Genomic DNA, 18,689 nt, shown 5'->3' with positions numbered 1-18,689 from the left:
CCCCATGGTGGTGCGGCGCGGAGTGTCCCGCGCGCCACTGGAGCGACCCATGTCCGTAGCCAAAATCATCGAGATCAACGCCTCCTCCAAGACCAGCGTCGAGGACGCGGTGCGCAGCGGCCTGAAGAAGGTGGCCGAGACGGTCAAGGGCATCCAGGGCGCCTGGATCAATGAAACCAAGGTCGTCACCGATGGCGAGGGCAACATCACCGAGTGGCGGGTGAATCTGCGGGTGACCTTCCTGGTCGGCTGAGTGCTGCGTTTCCGTCGATGCCGCGGTCAGCGCGGCGCGACGATCCGGCGCTGTTCGTCCAGGGCGATCACGGTATCGGCCAGCGCCGGCAACGTACGCAGCGCCTGCCGGCTGACCCGTTCGTAGTACTGCACGAAGCGCTCCAGCTGGGCGCGGCTCATGCTGCTGCGGTCGGGTTGGGCGGCCTGCAGGTTCTGCTCCTGCTGCCAGCGCCAGCGCGGGATCACCGAGAAGTCCGGCGGCTGCAGGAACCACAGCTGGTCGCAACGCTGCCACAGCGCGGGGTAGTCCTGCGCGAGCGCGTGATTGCACCAGCGGCGCCAGCGGCCGTCGGCATCGGCGTCGCGTTCGAGTGCGTTGAGGGGAGGATCCAGGTCGGCCTCGTCCTGTGCCGGCGTGCCCAGGAACCAGCCTTCGAACACCAGCAGGTCGAGCGGGCGGTCAATGCGCGGCCAGTCTTTCTCAGGCTGGCGCTCGTCGGCCAGTTTGTCGAAGCGGGGCAGGGCGACCGGGCCGCCGGCCGCGACCGCGTCCAGGGTGGCATGGGCCAGGGCCAGATCGTGGGTGCCGGGCGGGCCGCGGGTCAGCAGCAGCGGGTGCACCTGTCGCGCCAGGCGCTGGCGCTGGGCGCGGGTCAGGTAGACATCGTCGATGGAGAGCATCGCCGCGTGCAGGCCGCGCGATTCGGCCAGTGCCACCACCTGGGCGGCCAGCGTCGATTTGCCGCTCCCCTGCAGGCCGCTGATCGCCAATACTGGGATGGCCGCGGCGCAGCTCAGTGCGTCGTCCAGCGCCTGTGCCACCAGTGCATCCGGAAAACCTTTCGTCGGGGGCATGTACGCAGGTGCAGGCATGCAGCGACAATAAACCCAAACCGCGTGACAAGAAAACCGCCATGACCGATCTGTATGCCGAAGCGTTGTCCACCTTTGCCGGGCTGTTCGAAGAAGCCAAGGCAAGCCGCGAAGTCGAACCGAATGCGATGACGGTGGCCACGGCCGACCCGAACGGCCAGCCCTCCGCGAGGACCGTGTTGCTGAAGGCCTTCGACGAACGCGGCTTCGTCTTCTACACCCACCTGGACAGCCACAAGGGGCGAGAACTGCAGGCCAATCCACGGGCCGCGCTGCTGTTCCTGTGGCGCAGCCTGCGCGAAGCCGGCATCCAGGTGCGGATCGAAGGCGGGGTGAAGAAGGTCAGCGACGCCGAGGCCGATGCGTACTTCGCCTCGCGCCCGCGCATGAGTCAGATCGGCGCCTGGGCGTCACTGCAATCGAAGACGCTGGCCTCGCGCGAAGAATTCGACGCGCGCGTGGCGGCCACCGAGGCCAGCTTCGAGGGCCGCGACGTGCCGCGTCCGGAAGGCTGGAGCGGGCTGCGCGTGGTGCCGCAGCGGATCGAGTTCTGGTACGGCGCGCAGTTCCGCCTGCACGAGCGCTGGTGCTATGAGACCGGTGTGGACGGGCAGTGGAGCAAGCGGATGTTGTTTCCGTAATCAGGCCGGCGGAAGCTCGCGCAACCACCGCCACAGCGTCGTCCGCGATACGCCCAGCTGCGCGCACGCCTGCTCGCGGTTGCCGCCGCAGTCGGCCAGCAGCCGCCGCAGCGCGGCCGCATCCGGCCGCGCTGCCGAGGCAGCGGTGAGGGCTGCCGGGGCGCCGGCGCCTGGAACCGCCAGTGGCTGCTGCGCCGCGTGCAGCTCCGGCAACCACTGCAGCATCTGCGGCAACGTCAGCTCGCCCGGCTGTTGCTGCCAGTGGATGCGCAGGCGATCGACCATGTTGCGCAGCTCACGCACGTTGCCCGGCCACGCGTAGTCGCGCAGCCGTGCCATCGCCCCGGCGGACAACGGTGCATCCGTACCGGCGAGCTGCCGGAAGAAGTGGCTCACCAGCAAGGGGACATCCTCGCGCCGTTCGTGCAGCGTCGGCAGCGCGATGCGCAGCGCGGCCAGGCGGTAATACAGATCGCGGCGGAAACGTTGTGTGTCCACCAGCAATTCCAGCGTCTGCAGCGTGGCCGCGACCACGCGTACGTCCACCGGTGTCGGCTCGGTGGCGCCCACGCGCAGCACTTCGCGCTCTTCCAGTACCCGCAGCAGCCGGGTCTGCAACGGCAGCGGCAGTTCGCCGATTTCATCGAGGAACAGGGTGCCGCCCTCGGCAGCTTCGACCAGACCGACACGACCGCCGCGCCGCGCGCCGGTGAACGCACCTTCGTTGTAGCCGAACAGCTCGGCCTCCAGCAGCGACTCGCTGATCGCCCCGCAGTTCAGCGCGACGAAGCGGCCGCGTCGTCCGCTGGCGACGTGCAGTTGCCGCGCCACCAGTTCCTTGCCGGTACCGGTGGCGCCGGTCACCAGCACCGTGCTGTCGTAAGGCGCATACAACGCGATGTGCCCGCGCACCTGCTGCATCGGCGCGCTGTCGCCGAGCAGGGCGTGATCGGCGTCGCGTGGCCTGGCCGGTGTGCGCCGCCGCGGTGACGGCGCACCGGAGCGCGCCAGGGTCTGGGTCAGCTCCAGTGCGTGTTCGAACGCCTGCCGCACCGAATCGGCCGAGTACAGCAGCACGCCGGGCAGCCCGACCTGCTCGGCATGGTCGATCGCCATGCCGGTGCCGACGATCACCTCGATGCCGTTGGCGCGCAGGTCGGCGATGCAGTCGCGCGCATCCTCGCGGGTGACGAAGCGGCGGTGCTCGATATCCAGCCCGAAGCTGTGCTGGAAGCTGCCGAACGTCGGCACGTCGGTGGCGTGCGTGACCAGACCGATCCGCGGCGCGATCCGGCGCGCGCGCGCCAGCGCTTCCATCAGGTCGAAGCCATTGGCCTGGATCGGGACCAGCGGTACTTCCAGCCGGCTGCGCAGGTAGGCCGCGTTCGAGCCACCGGCAATCACCACATCGCAGTGTTCGCGGCGCAGGCGCTGGCCGATGACATCCACTGCCTCCTCGAAACCGAGGTTGATCGGCACGATGCGGGCGCGGCGGTCGAACTCGGGGATCACATCCCCCAGCAGGCCGGTCAGGCGCGACACGCTGACGGTCCAGATCACCGGCAGCTGGCCGGCATCGGGATCGTACAGGCGGGCGCGGTGGCGGGGCAGGCTGATCGACATGGTCGTGTTCAATGTTTCAGTTGCAGCCATGTTACAGATGTTTCAATGTTTCAAGGTGAAACGTCGTAGTCACCTTGCTGCCTCAATGAAATCAGACACTTGCCACCTGGCACGGCGCTTGCGCTTATCAACCGGTCAATCACGATGGAATGCCGCATGAGCACCCCCGTTTCTTCCGCTGGCGCCCGTTTCCGCGCCGCACTGGCCGCCGAATCGCCGTTGCAGGTGATCGGTGCGATCAACGCCAACCACGCGCTGCTGGCCAAGCGCGCCGGCTACCGGGCGATCTACCTCTCCGGCGGCGGCGTCGCGGCCGGCTCGCTGGGCGTGCCGGACCTGGGCATCAACACCCTGGAAGACGTGCTGATCGACGTGCGCCGCATCACCGATGTGTGCGACCTGCCGCTGATGGTGGATATCGACACCGGTTTCGGCCCGAGCGCGTTCAACATCGCGCGTACGGTCAAGTCGCTGATCAAGGCCGGCGCGGCCGCCTGCCATATCGAAGACCAGGTCGGCGCCAAGCGCTGCGGTCACCGCCCGGGCAAGGAGATCGTGTCGCAGGGCGAGATGGTGGACCGGGTCAAGGCCGCCGCCGATGCCAAGACCGATCCGGACTTCTTCCTGATCGCGCGCACCGATGCCATCCAGGTCGATGGCGTGGAGGCCGCGATCGAACGCGCCATCGCCTGCGTCGAGGCGGGTGCCGATGGCATCTTCGCCGAGGCGGCCTACGATCTGGAGACCTACCGCCGCTTCGTCGATGCGGTGAAGGTGCCGGTGCTGGCCAACATCACCGAGTTCGGCGCCACGCCGCTGTTCAGCCGCGATGAGCTGGCCTCGGCCGGCGTCGCCATCCAGCTGTTCCCGCTGTCCGCGTTCCGCGCTGCCAACAAGGCGGCAGAGAACGTGTATGAGACCATCCGCCGCGAGGGCCACCAGCGTAATGTGGTGGAGGCGATGCAGACCCGCGAGGAACTCTACGACCGTATCGGTTACCACGCCTTCGAGCAGCAGCTCGATGCGTTGTTCGCCGCCAAGAAGTAAGACCGCACACTGTTTTCTGGAGGGATCATGAGCGACACCACTACCGCCCCCGGCTTCAAGCCGAAGAAATCCGTCGCCCTGTCGGGCACCGCCGCCGGCAACACCGCGCTGTGCACCGTCGGCCGCAGCGGCAACGACCTGCATTACCGCGGGTATGACATCGCCGATCTGGCCAACACCAGCGAGTTCGAGGAAATCGCGCATCTGCTGGTCCACGGCAAGCTGCCGACCCGCGCCGAACTGGTCGCCTACAAGACCAAGCTGAAGTCGCTGCGTGGCATCCCGGCCGCGGTCAAGGCCGCGCTGGAAGAACTGCCGCCGTCCGCGCACCCGATGGACGTGATGCGCACCGGCGTGTCCGTGCTCGGCTGCGTGTCGCCGGAGAAGGACGACCACAACCATCCGGGCGCGCGCGACATCGCCGACAAGCTGATGGCCTGCCTGGGTTCGATGCTGCTGTACTGGTACCACTGGAGCCACAACGGCCGTGCGATCGACGTGGAAACCGACGACGACTCCATCGGTGGCCACTTCCTGCACCTGCTGCACGGCGAGAAGCCGCAGGATTCGTGGGTCAAGGCGATGCACACCTCGCTGATCCTGTACGCCGAGCACGAGTTCAACGCCTCGACCTTCGCCTGCCGCGTCATCGCCGGCACCGGCAGCGACATGTACAGCGCGATCACCGGCGGCATCGGTGCGCTGCGCGGTCCCAAGCACGGTGGCGCCAATGAAGTGGCCTTCGAAGTGCAGAAGCGCTACGACAGCCCGGACGATGCCGAGGCTGACATCAAGGCCCGCGTCGAGCGCAAGGAAGTCGTGATCGGTTTCGGCCACCCGGTCTACACCGTCAGCGATCCGCGCAACAACATCATCAAGGAGGTGGCGCGCGACCTGTCCGCCGAGCAGCAGAACGTCAAGATGTACGACATCGCCGAGCGTCTGGAATCGGTGATGTGGGACATCAAGAAGATGTTCCCGAACCTGGACTGGTTCAGCGCGGTCAGCTACCACATGATGGGCGTGCCGACGGCGATGTTCACCCCGTTGTTCGTAATCGCCCGCACCTCCGGTTGGAGCGCGCACATCATCGAGCAGCGCATCGACGGCAAGATCATCCGCCCGAGCGCGAACTACACCGGCCCGGAAGACCAGGCCTTCGTGCCGATCGACCAGCGCAAGTAAGACAGACGTACCGCACCCGTTCGCGGGTGCCTTGCGGAACAGGCCGGCGCGATGCCGGTCTGCTCCGTTGCGGCGTCGCTACTCCTTCTTCGCCGGTGTCACGACGCCCCGGCCCGCCAACAAGCAGCTATCGCCAGCCATGAATACTCAGTACCGCAAGAACCTCCCCGGCACAGCGCTGGACTATTTCGATACCCGTGCCGCCGTCGACGCGTTGCAGCCCGGTGCCTATGCCACGCTGCCGTATACCTCGCGCGTGCTGGCCGAAAACCTGGTGCGCCGCTGCGACCCGGCCACGCTGGAGCCCTCGCTGCGCCAGCTGATCGAACGCCGCCAGGACCTGGATTTCCCGTGGTTCCCGGCCCGCGTGGTCTGCCATGACATCCTGGGCCAGACCGCCCTGGTGGATCTGGCCGGCCTGCGCGATGCCATCGCCGATGCCGGTGGCGACCCGGCCCAGATCAACCCGGTGGTGCCGACCCAGCTGATCGTCGATCACTCGCTGGCGGTGGAATTCCCCGGCTTCGACAAGGCGGCGTTCGAGAAGAACCGCGCCGTCGAAGACCGCCGCAATGAAGACCGGTTCCACTTCATCAACTGGACCAAGAAGGCGTTCAAGAACGTCGACGTGATTCCGCCGGGCAACGGGATCATGCACCAGATCAATCTGGAGAAGATGTCGCCGGTCGTGCAGGTGCGCGATGGCGTGGCCTTCCCGGATACCTGCGTGGGCACCGACAGCCACACCCCGCACGTGGACGCGCTGGGCGTGATCGCGATCGGCGTGGGCGGCCTGGAAGCAGAGAGCGTGATGCTCGGCCGTGCTTCCTGGATGCGCCTGCCCGACATCATCGGCGTGGAGCTGACCGGCCGCCCGCAGCCCGGCATCACCTGCACCGACGTGGTGCTGGCGCTGACCGAGTTCCTGCGCAAGGAGCGCGTGGTCGGTGCGTGGATCGAGTTCTACGGGGAGGGCGCCAACGCGCTGACCATCGGTGACCGCGCCACCATCTCCAACATGACGCCGGAGTTCGGCGCCACCGCGGCGATGTTCTACATCGACCAGCAGACCCTGGACTACCTGCGCCTGACCGGCCGCGAAGATGCCCAGGTCGCGCTGGTGGAAACCTACGCCAAGGCCACCGGCCTGTGGGCCGACGATCTGGTCACCGCGCAGTACGAGCGCGTGCTGCAGTTCGACCTGTCCACCGTGGTGCGCAACATGGCCGGCCCGTCCAACCCGCACAAGCGCGTGGCGACCATCGACCTGGCCGCCCGCGGCATCGCCGATGAAGGCAAGCTGGCCTCGGGCAGGCTGGAACAGGCCGACGGCCTGATGCCCGATGGCGCGGTGATCATTGCCGCGATCACCAGCTGCACCAACACCAGCAACCCGCGCAACGTGATCTCCGCGGCATTGCTGGCGCGCAACGCCAACCGTGCCGGCCTGACCCGCAAGCCGTGGGTGAAGAGCTCGCTGGCGCCGGGGTCCAAGGCCGTGCAGCTGTATCTGGAAGAAGCCGGCCTGCTGACCGAGCTGGAGCAGATGGGCTTTGGCATCGTCGCCTTCGCGTGCACCACCTGCAACGGCATGAGTGGCGCGCTGGACCCGAAGATCCAGCAGGAAGTGATCGACCGCGACCTGTATGCCACCGCCGTGCTCTCGGGCAACCGCAACTTCGATGGCCGCATCCACCCGTATGCGAAGCAGGCCTTCCTGGCCTCGCCGCCGCTGGTGGTGGCCTATGCGATCGCCGGTACGGTGCGTTTCGATATCGAGAAGGACGCGCTCGGCCATGATGCCGACGGCAACCCGATCACGCTTAAGGACCTGTGGCCCAGCGATGCCGAGATCGACGCGGTGGTCAAGGCCAGCGTCAAGCCGGAGCAGTTCCGCAAGGTCTACGACCCGATGTTCACCTTCAAGGTGGAACACGGCGCCCCGATCAGCCCGCTGTACGACTGGCGCCCGCAGAGCACCTATATCCGCCGCCCGCCGTACTGGGAAGGCGCGTTGGCCGGTGCGCGCAGCCTGACCGGCATGCGACCGCTGGCGGTACTCGGCGACAACATCACCACCGACCATCTGTCGCCGTCCAACGCGATCATGGCCAGCAGCGCGGCCGGTGAGTACCTGGCGAAGATGGGCCTGCCCGAGGAAGACTTCAATTCCTACGCGACCCACCGTGGCGATCACCTCACCGCGCAGCGTGCCACCTTCGCCAACCCGAAGCTGATCAATGAAATGGCCGTGATCGACGGCCAGGTCACGCAGGGCTCGCTGGCGCGCGTGGAGCCGGAAGGCCAGGTCACCCGCATGTGGGAAGCGATCGAAACCTACATGTCGCGCAAGCAGCCGCTGATCATCATCGCCGGTGCCGACTACGGCCAGGGCAGCTCGCGCGACTGGGCCGCCAAGGGCGTGCGCCTGGCCGGCGTGGAGGCGATCGCCGCCGAAGGCTTCGAGCGCATCCACCGTACCAACCTGATCGGCATGGGCGTGCTGCCGCTGGAGTTCAAGGAAGGCGTCAACCGCAGGACGCTGGGCATCGACGGTACTGAAACCTTCGACGTGCTCGGCGACCGCGTGCCGCGCGCCGAGCTGACCCTGGTCGTCCACCGCCGCAACGGTGAACAGCTGCGGGTGCCGGTCACCTGCCGGCTGGATACCGCCGAAGAAGTCTCGATCTACGAGGCCGGTGGCGTGCTGCAGCGGTTCGCGCAGGACTTCCTGGAATCGGCGCAGGTTGCCTGATCCCACCCGCATCACGACGGCCCGGCAACGGGCCGTCTTTCCCTCAGGACTTCGATATGGCGTTTCTCCCCCAGCTCCGCATTCCCGCCACCTACATGCGCGGTGGCACCAGCAAGGGTGTGTTCTTCAAGCTGACCGATCTGCCTGCCGCGGCGCAGGTGCCCGGCCCGGCGCGCGATGCGCTGCTGATGCGCGTGATCGGCTCGCCTGATCCGTATGCCAAGCACACCGATGGCATGGGCGGCGCGACTTCCAGTACGAGCAAGTGCGTGATCCTCTCCGCACCGTCGGTGCCGGAGCATGACGTGGATTATCTGTACGGCCAGATTTCGATCGAGACCGCGTTCGTCGACTGGAGCGGCAACTGCGGCAATCTCAGCACAGCAGTGGGCCCGTTCGCGATCAGCAACGGCCTGATCGATCCGGCGCGGATTCCGCACAACGGCCTCTGCACCGTGCGCATCTGGCAGGCCAACATCGGCAAGACCATCCTGGCGCACGTGCCGATCGTGGATGGCCAGGTGCAGGAAGACGGCGATTTCGAGCTGGATGGCGTGACCTTCCCGGCCGCGGAGATCCAGCTGGAGTTCCTGGATCCCTCCGATGACGGCGAGGGCGGGGCGATGTTCCCGACCGGCAACCTGGTCGACACGCTCGACGTGCCCGGCGTGGGCAGCTTCCAGGTCACGATGATCACCGCCGGCATTCCGACCATCTTCCTCAATGCCGCGGATCTGGGTTACACCGGCACCGAACTGCAGCCGGCGATCAATGAGGACAAGGCTGCTTTGGCGCGTTTCGAAGCGATCCGCGCGTACGGTGCGGTGCGCATGGGCCTGATCGAGACGATCGAACAGGCTGCGACCCGCCAGCACACGCCCAAGGTCGCCTTCGTCGCGCCGGCGCAGGACTACGTGTCGTCCAGCGGCAGGCAGATCGCCGCCGGCGAGATCGACCTGCATGCGCGCGCGCTGTCCATGGGCAAGCTGCACCACGCGATGATGGGTACGGCCGCGGTCGCCATCGGCACTGCCGCCGCGATTCCGGGCACGCTGGTGAATCTCGCCGCCGGCGGTGGTGAGCGTGAATCGGTGAGCTTCGGTCATCCCTCCGGCACCTTGCGCGTGGGTGCACAGGCGATGCACGTTGACGGTCAGTGGACGGTCACCAAGGCCATCATGAGCCGCAGCGCCCGCGTATTGATGGACGGTGCGGTACGGGTGCCTGCCACTCCCTTGTAATACCCCACAGGAGAATCGCGATGTCCGGTCACGACAGCCACAGCAACCAGCGCCCGCCATGGGACACGGTCCTGACCGACATCGTCGATTACGTCCGCGACTACCAGGTCAGCTCGCCGCAGGCGTACACCACCGCGCGGCACTGCCTGATCGATACGCTGGGCTGCGGGCTGGCGGCGCTCTCGTTCCCGGCCTGCAGCAAGCTGCTCGGGCCGCTGGTGCCCGGCATGCGGGTGATCAATGGCGCGCGCGTGCCCGGCACCCGCTTCGAGCTCGATCCGGTGCAGGGCGCCTTCAACATCGGCGCGATGATCCGCTGGCTGGATTTCAACGACACCTGGCTGGCGGCGGAGTGGGGCCATCCCTCCGACAACCTCGGCGGCATCCTCGCCACCGCCGACTGGCTCAGCCGCAATGCCGAGGCGCTGCGCCGGGCGCCGCTGACCATGCGCGATGTGCTGGCCGCGATGGTCAAGGCCCATGAGATCCAGGGCTGCCTGGCGCTGGAGAATGCGTTCAACCGGGTCGGGCTGGATCACGTGGTGCTGGTCAAGGTCGCCTCCACCGCAGTCGTCTCGCACATGCTGGGCCTGGATCGCGAGCGCATGCTCAATGCGCTGTCGCTGGCCTGGGTCGATGGGCAGTCGCTGCGCACGTACCGGCACGCGCCCAACACCGGCTCGCGCAAGAGCTGGGCGGCCGGTGATGCCACCAGCCGTGCAGTGCGCCTGTCGCTGATGGCCGCGGCCGGGGAGATGGGCTATCCGAGTGCGCTGACCGCGCCGACCTGGGGCTTCTACGATGTGTCCTTCGGCGGCCAGCCATTCCGCTTCCAGCGGCCTTACGGCAGCTACGTCATGGAGAACGTACTGTTCAAGATCAGCTATCCGGCCGAGTTCCATGGCCAGACCGCGGTCGAGGCAGCGATGCAGCTGCACGCGCAGATGCGCGCCAGCGGCAAGCGCAGCGAAGACATCGCGCAGATCACCCTGCGCACCCAGCAGGCCTGCCTGCGCATCATCGACAAGCCCGGCCCGCTGCATAACCCGGCCGACCGCGACCACTGCGTGCAGTACATGGTGGCGATCGGGCTGATCTTCGGCCGCCTGGTCGCCGAGGATTACGAGGACGACGTGGCGGCCGATCCGCGCATCGATCCGCTGCGGGCGAAGATCACCTGCGTGGAAGATCCCGGGTTCACCGCGGATTACATCGACCCGGACAAGCGCAGCATCGCCAACGCGCTGCAGGTGACCTTCACCGATGGCAGCACGATGGACGCGGTGGTCGAGTACCCGCTGGGCCATGCCCGCCGCCGCGCCGAGGGAATCCCGCTGCTGGAGGACAAGTTCCGCCGGCACCTGGCCGGGGTGTTCCCGACCGTGCAGCAGCGCCGGATCCTGGAGGCGTCACTGGACCCGGTGGCGCTGGAGGCGATGCCGGTGCACGAGTATGTGGATCTCTACGTGGCGGGGTAGACGCCGACCGCTGGTCGGCTGCCCTTCGCCGTGGACCCGCCCGCCGCCCATGACGCACGGATCGCCCGGGGTCGCCCGCGAACGAGCGGGGACGGCCCGTATACTGGCGGCCTTGTTCAAGGAGTGACGTCATGGCTAGCCGCAGTCGGTTCGGGCAGTGGAGCTGGAAGGGAATCGCGGGCCTGGCGCTGGTCGCCGGCCTGGCCATCGGCGTCGGGGGCTGCAAGCGCAACGACAGCGGCCAGCTGCCGGCACCGTCCGGCGCGCCGATCACGGCCAAGGCCGAGGCGGTCACCGAGTTCACTCTGGTCCGGGCCTACCCCGATCAGAAGAGCGACGGCCTGTCGCTGGCGCTGGAGTTTTCGCGCCCGCTGGTCGGCACCCAGGACTTCGACACGCTGGTCCGTTTCGCCGAGAAGGTCGGGACCGAGGACAGCAGCTGGTCGCTGTCCGATGACGGCAAGACCCTGCGCTACCCGTTCGTGGAGGCGGCCAAGGAATACTCGCTGATCGTCTCGCCCGACCTGCTTGCCGCCGATGGCAGCCGGATCGGCAAGGAGCTGCGCCAGAAAGTCTTCACCGGTGAGCTCAAGCCGGTGGCCGGGTTCGCCTCGCAGGGCAGCGTGCTGCCGGCCAAGGACAGCCGCGGCCTGCCGGTGGTGTCGGTCAACGTGCCGGAAGTGGATGTGGAGTTCCTGCGCGTGCGCGAGAAGGAACTGCCGAACTTCTTCAGCCAGTACCAGCGTGGCGGCCGCCGCGGCAGCTGGGAGCTGGACAGCGATTACGGCGACAAGACGCCGATGTCGCAGCTGGCCGAGCCGGTCTACGTGAACCGCTTCGTGATCGGCGGCAAGCAGAACGAGCGCGTGCTCACCTACCTGCCGACGCAGGACATCAAGGAGCTGCAGCAGCCCGGCCTGTATTTCGCGGTGATGAAGCGCAGCGGTTCGTTCGAAGGTGAGTACGACACCGCCTTCTTCACCGTCAGCGACATCGGCCTGCATACGCGGGCCTACAAGGACAAGCTGTTCGTGCACACGGCCTCGCTGCAGAGCGGGGCGTCTCTGAAGAAGATCGAGCTGCGCATCCTGGATGGCAAGGGCGAGGTGGTGCTCAAGGGCGCGACCGACGGCAACGGCAATGCGCTGCTCAATTACACGCTGGATGCCAGCCATGTGCTGATCGCCAGCAGTGGCGGCGATACCTCGATGCTGCCGTTCAACCAGCCCGCGCTGGACCTGAGCGAGTTCGCCGTGGCCGGGCGCGACAATGCCTGGTTCGACGTGTTCACCTGGTCGGGCCGCGACCTCTACCGTCCCGGCGAGACCGTGCGCATTTCGGCGCTGCTGCGCGACAACGACGGCAAGCCGGTGAAGCCACAGCCCGTCTTCCTGCGCCTGAAGCAGCCGGACGGCAAGACCTTCCGCGAGACCCGCCTGACCCCGGGCGAGCAGGGCTACTTCAGCTTCGAGCAGCTGATCCCGGCCGAGGCCCCGACCGGGCGCTGGCAGGTGGAGTTCCGCACCAATCCGGTCAGCAAGGAAGCGATCCAGGGCATGACCCTGCGCATCGAGGAGTTCCTGCCCGAGCGCATGAAGCTGGACCTGGACAGCGCACAGAAGACGCTCAAGCCGGGCGAGCCGCTCAAGCTGCAGGCCGACGCCGCGTATCTGTACGGCGCGCCGGCCGACGGCAACCGCTTTACCGCACGCCTGGCCGTGGCGGCCGAGCAGTCGCCGGTGGAGTCGCTGCCGGGCTATTTCTTCGGCGATCCGACCACCGCGCTGCCGCGCGAGGCGCGCGACGTCATCGATACCGAATTCCCGGCCGACGGCAAGCTGCGCCAGGACGTGGAACTGCCGGCCGAGGTCAAGCCGACCGCGCCGATCGCCGTGGTGCTGTCCGGCAGCGTGTATGAAACCGGTGGCCGCACCGTGACCCGCACCTTGAAGCGGGTGATGTGGCCGGCCGCGGCCCTGGTCGGCGTGCGCCCGCTGTTCGATCCCAAGGATGGCGCGGATGCCAACAGCAACGCGCGCTTCGAACTGATGCGCGTGGACGCGGCGGGCAAGCCGCAGCCGGCCAAGGGCCTGAAGGTCACGCTGGTACGGGAGCTGCGCGATTACCACTGGACCTTCAACGACAACCGCTGGGATTACGACTTCACCCGCCGCTTCGAGAACAAGGACACCCGCACCGTCGATGCCGGCAGCGCGGCGGTCGGTGTTGATGTCCCGGTGGAGTGGGGTGAGTACCGGCTGGACGTGTTCGACCCGGCTACCGGGCTGACCAGCCGCTATCCGTTCAACGCCGGCTGGAGCTGGAACGACGACAACCGCGGCCTGGATGCGCGCCCGGACAAGGTCAAGCTGGCGCTGGACAAGACCGGCTACAAGGCCGGCGATACCGTGCGCGTCACCGTGACCCCGCCGCATGCCGGCAAGGGCGTGCTGATGGTCGAGAGCGACAAGATGCTCTACGTCCAGGACATCGACGCCAAGCCGGGCAGCACCTACGACATTCCAGTCACGGCCGAGTGGGAACGCCACGACGTCTACATCACCGCGCTGGTGTTCCGTGGTGGCAGTGCGCCGAGCAAGATCACCCCGGCCCGTGCGGTCGGCGTGGTGCATGTGCCGATGGACCGCAAGGCCCGCCAGATCGCGGTCGGCCTGGTGGCACCGAAGCAGATGCGCCCGGAGCAGACGCTGCCGGTCACCGTCAGTGCCCCGCAGCTGGCCGGCAAGGTCGCGCATGTGACTGTCTCGGCGGTGGATGTGGGCATCCTCAACATCACCCGCTTCCCGGTTCCCGATGCCGCCGCGCACTTCTTTGCGCAGCGCCGCCTGGGCGTGGATGCGTATGACATCTACAGCCGCGTGATCGAAAGCTTCGACGGCAGCAGCGGCAAGCTGAAGTTCGGTGGCGACATGGCCCTGGCCGCGATGCCCCAGGCCAAGCGTCCGACCGCGCGCGTGCAGACGGTGGATCTGTTCTCCGGCCCGGTGAAGCTCGATGCCAAGGGCATCGCGCGGATCGCGCTGAAGGTGCCGGATTTCAACGGCACCCTGCGCGTCTCGGCGCTGGTGTACGCCGATGACCAGTACGGCAAGCGCGATGTGGAGACCGTGGTGCGCGCGCCGATCCTGGCCGAAGCCAGCATGCCGCGCGTGATGGCGCCCGGGGATACCAGCACGGTCACCCTGGACGTGCAGAACTTCACCGGCACGCCGGGCGAGTTCAAGGTGCAGGTGGATGGCATCGGGCCGCTGACCCTGGGCGACTCCAGTCGCACGCTCAAGCTCAACGCCGACGCCAAGAGCACGCTGAGCTTCCCGTTGACCGCGCGCGAGGGTTACACGGTAGCCAAGGTCCGCGTACGCGTGGACGGCAACGGTTTCAAGGTCGATCGCCGCTATGACCTGCCGGTGCGCGCGGCGTGGCCGCAGGTGCTGCGCGCACAGACCCGCACGCTGGATCCGCTGGCCGCGGTCACGATGGAAGCCGGGCTGGCCGACGGCCTCATGAACGACTCGGTGACCGCACGCATGCTGGTCAGCGCGCTGCCGCCGATTCCCTTCGCCAGTGCCCTGAACGGCGCGCTCAACTATCCGTATGGCTGCGCCGAGCAGACCACCAGCAAGGGCTATGCCGCGCTGATGCTGGATGAAGCGACCTCGGCCATGCTGGGTGCGGACGGGCTGGATGCCAAGACCCGCCGCGAGCGCATGGAAGGTGCGTTCGGCCGCCTGGCCTCGATGCAGGTGGCCAACGGCAACTTCTCGATGTGGGGCGACGACGGCTACATCAATCCGTGGCTGACGCCGTACATCGCCGAGTTCCTGCTCGACGCCAAGGACGCCGGCTTCGCGGTACCGGACAACGTGCTGCAGAAGGCGCTGAACCGCCTGAGCGAAGACCTGCTGTCCGGCGGCAACCAGTTCTATGGCGAGGACCGCCGCGAGAACCTGAAGTTCGCCAACCAGGCCTATTCGGGCTACGTGCTGGCCCGGGTCAACCGCGCGCCGCTGGGTACCCTGCGTGCGCTGTATGACAACGAGCGCAGCAAGTCGCTGACCGGCCTGTCGCTGGTGCACCTGGGCATCGCGCTGTCTCTGCAGGGCGACCACAAGCGCGGTGATGCGGCCATTGCCGCCGGCTTTGCCAAGAGCGCGGACGACCGTCCGGCCTACTTCGGCGATTACGGCAGCGCGGTGCGCGATGACGCGTTGATGATCGCGCTGCTGCACGAACGCAAGCTGTCCAAGCCGGCCTACGATGCACGCGCGGTCGATCTCGGCCGCGCGCTGGATGCCCGCCGCAACAGCGGCTGGATGTGGTTGAGCACCCAGGAGCAGGTGGCGCTGGCGCGCATGGGCAAGGCGCTGTCGGCCAACCAGAAGAAGCTGGTGTCCGGCGAGCTGGTGGTCGGTGGCGAGAGCGAGAGCATCTCGGCGCGCCGCATGTTCGGCCGCAGCTTCGACTACGCCGCGCTGGCCAAGGGTGTGCGCTTCACCCCGCAGGGGGAGCCGCCGATGTTCGCCAGCCTGGAAGTGGCCGGCATTCCGCGCAACCCGCCGGAACCGGACAGCCGCACGCTCGGCGTGGAGCGCAGCTGGTACACCACCGACGGCAAGCCGTGGACGCCGCGTCCGCTGAAGGAAGGCGAGGCCCTGATCGTGCGGGTCAGCGTCACCCCGAACGTGGACATGCCCGATGCCCTGCTGACCGATCTGCTGCCGGCCGGGCTGGAGATCGAGAACTTCAACCTGGGCGATGCCAAGCAGTGGGCGGATGTCGTTGTCGACGGGTTGAGCGTCAACGATCGTGGCGATGCGGCCAACATCAAGCACGAAGAGTTCCGCGACGACCGCTATGTGGCCGCGCTGAAACTCTCGCGTGGCAGCACCGCCAAGGTGTTCTACCTGGTGCGTGCGGTCACGCCGGGCACGTATCGCGTGCCGCCGCCGCTGGTGGAGGACATGTACCGTCCCGACCTGCGTGGCGTGGGTCGCAGTCTCCCGGCCTCGCTGACCGTGGTGCAGCCCTGATCGCAGGGCGGGCCGTCGCGATGACGGCCCGCCTGCCTCGCTGCTGAATGGACATGACGTCTCTTTTTTCCAAGCGGTCGTGGGCCTCCGTACGACGCAACGTGCTGCCCTGCCTGCGTTGGGGCACGGCGGCGGTGCTCGCGCTGCTGCTGGTGATGGATCTTGCGTTCCCGCCCCCGCTGCCCAGGCAGCGCGACACCAGCACCCTGGTCGTCGCGCGCGATGGCACCCCGCTGCGCGCCTTCGCCGATGCCGACGGGGTGTGGCGCTACCCGGCCTCCGCCGACAGCGTCTCGCCGCTGTACCTGCAGGCGCTGTTGAATTACGAAGACCGCTGGTTCTGGCGGCATCCGGGCATCAATCCGTGGGGACTGCTGCGCGCCGGCAAGCAATGGCTGTTCGAACAGCGGATCGTCTCCGGCGGCTCGACCCTGACCATGCAGGTCGCGCGCATCCTCGATCCGCATACGCGCACGCCATGGGGCAAGACCAAGCAGCTGCTGCGCGCGGTGCAGCTGGAACTGCACCTGAGCAAGGCGCAGATCCTGGCGTTGTACCTGGAACGCGCGCCCTATGGCGGCACCATCGAAGGCGTGGAGGCGGCGAGCTGGGCCTATCTGGGCAAGCCGGCCTCGCAGCTGTCGCATGCCGAGGCGGCGTTGCTGGCGGTATTGCCGCAGTCGCCCAGCCGGCTGCGTCCGGACCGTCACCCGGAGGCGGCGCAACGTGCGCGCGACAAGGTGCTGGAGCGGATGGTGTCGCTCGGCGTGTGGTCACGCGAGGAGGTCGACGATGCGCGCATCGAGCCGGTGGTCACGCGTGCCCTGCAGCCGCCGCTGCATGCGGCGTTGCTGGCGCAGCGGCTGCGCTCGGCGCAGCCGCGGGTGGCGCGGATCGAGAGCACGCTGGACATCGGCCTGCAGCGCACGCTGGAAGAACGCGTGTCGTCGTACTTTTCGCAGTTGCCCGAGCGCACCTCGGCCGCGCTGCTGGTGGTGGACAACCGCACGCTGGAGGCGCGTGCCTATGTCGGCTCGGTCGCCTTCGGCGACAAGCAACGGCTCGGCCATGTGGACATGGTCCAGGCCTGGCGCTCGCCGGGCTCGACGCTGAAACCGTTCCTGTACGGCATGGCGCTGGATGATGGCCTGATCCATTCGGAAAGCCTGATGGTGGATGCGCCACAGAGTTTCGGCGGTTACCGGCCGGGCAACTTCGATGCGGCTTTCAACGGGCCGGTCAGTGTGGCCACGGCGCTGCGGTTGTCGCTCAACGTGCCGGCCGTGGACCTGCTGGACCGGGTCGGCTCGGCGCGCTTCGCGGCACGCCTCTCGCATGCGGGCATCAACCTGCGCTTTCCGCACGGCAGTGCGCCGAACCTGTCGCTGATACTGGGCGGTACCGGCGCGCGGCTGGAGGACCTGGTCGGTACCTTTGCCGCGTTCAATCGCAACGGCATCGCCGGGCGGGTGCGTTACACCGCCGAGGATGCGGTGATCGAGCGTCGCCTGATGTCACCGGGCGCGGCCTGGATCACCCGCGAGATGCTCGAATCCAATCCCCGCCCGGGGTATGGCGCGGGCACCTTCGACGTCACCGGCCGCCCGCGCGTGGCCTGGAAGACCGGCACCAGCTACGGCTACCGCGATGCCTGGGCGATCGGCACGACGCGGCATTACACGGTAGGTGTCTGGGTCGGGCGCCCGGATGGCACGCCGCTGCCCGGGCAGTACGGCGCGGTGACCGCGTTGCCGCTGATGTTCGAGGTGATCGACAGTCTGCCGCGCCAGGCCGGCGATGCCAGTGCAGCGCCGATGCCGGCGAGCGTGGCGCAGGCCGATATCTGCTGGCCGACCGGGGGTCTGGCCGAGCAGACGACGCCCGCGTTGTGCCAGCGGCGGATGCCGGCGTTCGTGCTGGACGGCGCGGTACCGCCGACCTTCGCCGAGCGCGATGCGCGGCTGTGGCAGCCGGGCCTGCAGCGCTTCCAGGTGGATGCGCGCACGGGGCTGCGGCTGTCGCCGGAGTGCAGCCGGCCGCATGAGGCGGAGTCGCGTGAGATCGCACGCTGGCCGGCGTTGTTGTCGCCGTGGCTGCCGCAGGCGCAGCGCCAGGCCTCGCAACTGCCGGTGCTGTCGCCGGATTGCAGCGCGGACGGCCGCGACAGTGGCGGCACCCTGCACATCGAGGGGCTGAACGACCGCGCGACCCTCGCACGCGCGCCGAATGCCGAACACGGCGTGCGCCTGCAACTGCGTGCGCTGGGCAATGAGACCACGGTGGACTGGCTGCTGGATGACCGCTGGATCGCCCGCACCGAAGGCGCGCGGCTGTTCCAGCGCGATTTCGATGAGGTGGGCGAGCACACGTTGACCGCGTTGGCCGCCGATGGTGCCTGGACGCAGGTCCGGTTCCGGATCCTGCGCTGACGTTGCGCTGCCCAGAACCTGGTAGTGCCGGCCGCTGGCCGGCATCACGCCATGAGCGGTAGTGCCGGCCGTTGGCCGGCAGGACACCATCAACGGTAGTGCCGGCCGCTGGCCGGCAGGACACCTTGGAGC

At 67.9% G+C, this 18,689-nt stretch carries 11 protein-coding genes; 9 read left to right on the top strand and 2 right to left on the bottom strand.

Going from position 1 to position 18,689, the window contains the following annotated elements:
* The first annotated feature begins 49 nt into the window (after positions 1–49).
* Complete coding sequence (locus ABE424_RS12435; RefSeq protein ID WP_123730473.1) at positions 50–253, top strand: dodecin family protein; 204 nt, start codon at positions 50–52, stop codon at positions 251–253.
* Positions 254–279: 26 nt separating this feature from the next.
* Here the strand turns inward: ABE424_RS12435 and ABE424_RS12430 are convergent, their stop codons facing one another.
* Positions 280–1,107, bottom strand: coding sequence for a kinase (locus tag ABE424_RS12430; RefSeq protein ID WP_346491609.1), 828 nt, complete (start codon positions 1,105–1,107; stop codon positions 280–282).
* 41 nt (positions 1,108–1,148) lie between these two features.
* Here ABE424_RS12430 and pdxH point away from each other — a divergent pair, with 41 nt between their 5' ends.
* Positions 1,149–1,748 (top strand): pyridoxamine 5'-phosphate oxidase, encoded by a 600-nt coding sequence (gene pdxH / locus ABE424_RS12425; protein WP_346491610.1) that lies wholly within the window; start codon positions 1,149–1,151, stop codon positions 1,746–1,748.
* Here the strand turns inward: pdxH and prpR are convergent, their stop codons facing one another.
* Positions 1,749–3,371 (bottom strand): propionate catabolism operon regulatory protein PrpR, encoded by a 1,623-nt coding sequence (gene prpR, locus ABE424_RS12420; RefSeq protein WP_346491611.1) that lies wholly within the window; start codon positions 3,369–3,371, stop codon positions 1,749–1,751. It abuts the gene before it with no gap.
* A gap of 156 nt (positions 3,372–3,527) precedes the next feature.
* Between prpR and prpB the strand changes: the two genes are divergently transcribed.
* The 7 genes from prpB (at position 3,528) to pbpC (ending at position 18,557) form a co-directional block, all read left to right on the top strand.
* Positions 3,528–4,418 carry a methylisocitrate lyase gene (gene prpB / locus ABE424_RS12415; RefSeq protein ID WP_346491612.1) on the top strand — a complete coding sequence of 297 codons (891 nt, stop codon included), beginning with the start codon at positions 3,528–3,530 and terminating at the stop codon, positions 4,416–4,418.
* Positions 4,419–4,445: 27 nt separating this feature from the next.
* Positions 4,446–5,603, top strand: a complete 1,158-nt coding sequence (gene prpC / locus ABE424_RS12410) for a 2-methylcitrate synthase (RefSeq protein ID WP_123730477.1) — start codon at positions 4,446–4,448, stop codon at positions 5,601–5,603.
* Between the two features lie 139 nt (positions 5,604–5,742).
* Entirely contained in the window at positions 5,743–8,358 is a 2,616-nt protein-coding gene (gene acnD, locus ABE424_RS12405; RefSeq protein WP_346491613.1) for a Fe/S-dependent 2-methylisocitrate dehydratase AcnD, read from the top strand.
* Positions 8,359–8,414: 56 nt separating this feature from the next.
* Complete coding sequence (gene prpF / locus ABE424_RS12400) at positions 8,415–9,599, top strand: 2-methylaconitate cis-trans isomerase PrpF (protein WP_346491614.1); 1,185 nt, start codon at positions 8,415–8,417, stop codon at positions 9,597–9,599.
* 20 nt (positions 9,600–9,619) lie between these two features.
* Positions 9,620–11,077, top strand: a complete 1,458-nt coding sequence (locus ABE424_RS12395) for a bifunctional 2-methylcitrate dehydratase/aconitate hydratase (RefSeq protein ID WP_346491615.1) — start codon at positions 9,620–9,622, stop codon at positions 11,075–11,077.
* Between the two features lie 131 nt (positions 11,078–11,208).
* Complete coding sequence (locus ABE424_RS12390) at positions 11,209–16,128, top strand: alpha-2-macroglobulin (protein WP_346491616.1); 4,920 nt, start codon at positions 11,209–11,211, stop codon at positions 16,126–16,128.
* A 53-nt stretch (positions 16,129–16,181) separates the two neighbouring features.
* Positions 16,182–18,557: a penicillin-binding protein 1C gene (gene pbpC, locus ABE424_RS12385; RefSeq protein ID WP_346491617.1), complete on the top strand. Its 2,376-nt coding sequence runs from the start codon at positions 16,182–16,184 to the stop codon at positions 18,555–18,557.
* The last annotated feature ends 132 nt before the right edge of the window (positions 18,558–18,689 follow it).

Origin of the sequence: Stenotrophomonas sp. TWI1149, from assembly GCF_039673155.1 — a bacterium.
GTDB classification, from domain to species: domain Bacteria; phylum Pseudomonadota; class Gammaproteobacteria; order Xanthomonadales; family Xanthomonadaceae; genus Stenotrophomonas; species Stenotrophomonas maltophilia_AA.
The sequence above is the reverse complement of the archived record's forward strand: the minus strand, read 5'-3'. Positions and strand labels throughout refer to the sequence as shown.